The 2,521-nt window shown below is 46.7% G+C and carries 2 protein-coding genes and 2 pseudogenes; all 4 read right to left on the bottom strand.

Going from position 1 to position 2,521, the window contains the following annotated elements:
* Positions 1-447: pseudogene (locus tag PF479_RS06410) on the bottom strand (hypothetical protein); the annotation flags it as partial.
* Positions 444-1,163 (bottom strand): response regulator transcription factor, encoded by a 720-nt coding sequence (locus PF479_RS06405; protein ID WP_298003742.1) that lies wholly within the window; start codon positions 1,161-1,163, stop codon positions 444-446. The gene PF479_RS06405 and the pseudogene PF479_RS06410, both read right to left, overlap by 4 nt.
* Positions 1,160-2,272: an ABC transporter ATP-binding protein gene (locus PF479_RS06400; protein WP_298003740.1), complete on the bottom strand. Its 1,113-nt coding sequence runs from the start codon at positions 2,270-2,272 to the stop codon at positions 1,160-1,162. The genes PF479_RS06405 and PF479_RS06400 overlap by 4 nt, the downstream gene beginning before the upstream one ends.
* Before the next feature lies 1 nt (position 2,273).
* Positions 2,274-2,521: pseudogene (locus tag PF479_RS06395) on the bottom strand (iron ABC transporter permease); the annotation flags it as partial.

The following is a 2,521-nucleotide window of genomic DNA, read 5'->3' as shown; positions in this document are numbered from 1 at the left end:
GACAGAGATAACAAGCTCTTTTCCCTCAAACTCTTTCCTCTGGGCAATGGTGACGGTAAAATCACCGGGACTCCTTCCCGGCAGGGAGCTGCTGGCATAGGGTCTGAGTTTGGCATCAGAGAGTTCGGCGTTGATATACTGCCCTGAAATATCTCCCTCTTTTTTCTCAGAGTCCGCCAGCAGATAGGAATCCATATCTATGATGATGACTCGTGCTGAGAGTATTCTGCTCTGGGACTTCACAATATTCTGAAAGTCCCGGAGACTGAGTTCACCCTCCGGTTCATATTCGATAAGATCCTTATGAATCTGGCGGATATCCGAGAGCCCTCTTCGTTCCGTGGCTTCAATGATCAAATTCAGGGCATAGAGGTAGAAGATGATCCCGCCCAAAACCAGAAGGAAAAGTAATCCCGAAATAGAAAGGATTGAAAAATGCGCTCTCATGTTGTTTCGATGAGACGAAATCCTCTGCCCCGGATTGTCTCAATGCTGCAATCAGCGGGATGCTGGAACTCCAGCTTTTTCCTGATGTTCCGGATATGAACATCCAGGGTCCGGCCCATTTCGGAGGGAGCCATATCAAATATCTCCTTGATCATCTCATCCCGGTCCACTGTGGCTCCGGGTATTTTCATCATCAGATGAAGGATTCTGAATTCGGTCATAGTCAGATCGACCCTCTCTCCCTGGATGGTCAGCTGATATTTGTCCATATCCAGGAGAAGAGAACCCACCTGATAAATCCCCGGTTTCGGGGATGACAACAGATCAACCTGCCTCAGGGCCGCCTTAATTCTCAGAAAGAGCTCCTGGAGACTGAAAGGCTTGGTGATATAATCATCTGCCCCTCCCTGAAGCCCCTTAATTTTATCATCCCCCTGACTCTTGGCACTCAGCATCAAAACGGGAATCCTTCTGGTAAGAGGATCTTCTTTCACCCTGCGGCATGTTTCCACTCCATCCATTCCGGGCATCATGACATCCAGAATAATGAGGTCGGGGATGTGTTTCCTGGCCAGCGCAAATCCTTCTTCTCCGCTTAACGCTGTCAGGCAGCCGTATCCTTGAGTCTTCATATTCATCCGGATCATCTGCAGTATATGCTCCTCATCATCAATGATCAGAATCTTCCGGGGGATATAATAATCTTGTAGGGTCACATCAGTTTTCCAACCGCCAGGTTCCTCTCACTCTTTTTGTCAAATAATACATTATGGGCTGCATGAAAGCTGATCCGGACCTTTTCTCCCATGGCAAAATCCACACTCCCGAAGACCACACAGGTTAAAATTAATCCGTTCATGTCCAGTTTTACAATGGTTTCCATGCCTGAGGGTAAGGTAGAATAAATGGCCGCTTCAACCTCACCATCATCAGTGATGGAAATGTCTTCCGGTCGAATCCCCAGAAGCAGGGTTTGTCCCTCTTCTATACTGATGCTCGAGGATGTGGGCACAAAGAGGAATTCAAGTTCCCTGTGACTCAATTTGATCTCATCCAGATTTATATTGTTTCCGCTGACTTCAAGGACATTGATATTGGGACTGCCCACAAAGTATCCCACAATATAATTGGAAGGGTTATGGTAGACCTCCAGAGGCGAGTCAAACTGCTGAAGAAGTCCGTCTTTGAGAAGACAGATCTTGGTGGAAAGTGTCATGGCCTCCAGCTGATCATGGGTCACATATACAAATGTAGAGTCTGTTTCCACATGCAGTCTCTTCAGCTCGGTTCTCATCTCCATCCGCAGTTTGGCATCCAGGTTGCTCAAGGGTTCATCCATAAACAGGATTTTCGGTCCTGTCGCCAGGGTTCTGGCAATGGCGACTCTCTGCTGCTGCCCGCCGGAAAGTTCCGAGGGATAACGTCCGCTGAATTCTTCTATCCTCAGCATTTCAAGGAGTTCTCTGACTCTGTTTTCAATTCTGCCTTTATCCCATTTCATATTCTCAAGACCGAAGGCAACATTCTTGTACACTGTCATATGGGGCCAGAGAGCGTAGTTTTGAAACAAGAAACCCACATTTCTTTTATCAGGTGAGATATCGATACCTGTTTCTGAGGAAAAGACACAGCTTCCATCAATGAAGATTTCTCCTTCCGTGGGTGTTTCCAATCCGGCAATCATCCGGAGTGTGGTCGTTTTCCCACAGCCGGAAGGTCCCAGAAGGGTCACGAACTCTCTGTCCCGGATCACCAGGTTCAAATTGTCCACAGCAAGGGCCTTTCCAAACTTTTTTGTAATATTCTTAAGTATAATTTCCGGCATTCTATTGCCCTCCTATTCCTTTATCAATGGATGCGCCTGTAACCCGGTTGACCACAACATTGCTGATAACCACAAATAACACGATCAGCAGGTTGATGGCATTGGCATACTGATTCCAGCCCTTTTCGTTGTATTGAAAAAGCATGGTTGTCAATATTTTTGAAGCCGGAGTGACCAGCAGAATAAACAGGGAAAGTTCTCTCATACAGGAGATGAAAGGAAGCAGATACCCTGATAAAAAGCTTGATT

The sequence above is a fragment of the Oceanispirochaeta sp. genome, from assembly GCF_027859075.1.
In the GTDB taxonomy this organism is placed as follows: domain Bacteria; phylum Spirochaetota; class Spirochaetia; order DSM-2461; family DSM-2461; genus Oceanispirochaeta.
The sequence above is the reverse complement of the archived record's forward strand: the minus strand, read 5'-3'. Positions and strand labels throughout refer to the sequence as shown.

What these genes read in the sequence shown, in the direction of transcription:
- PF479_RS06400 (WP_298003740.1), bottom strand. Translation starts at nt 2,272, where the DNA reads ATGCCGGAAATTATACTTAAGAATATTACAAAAAAGTTTGGAAAGGCC.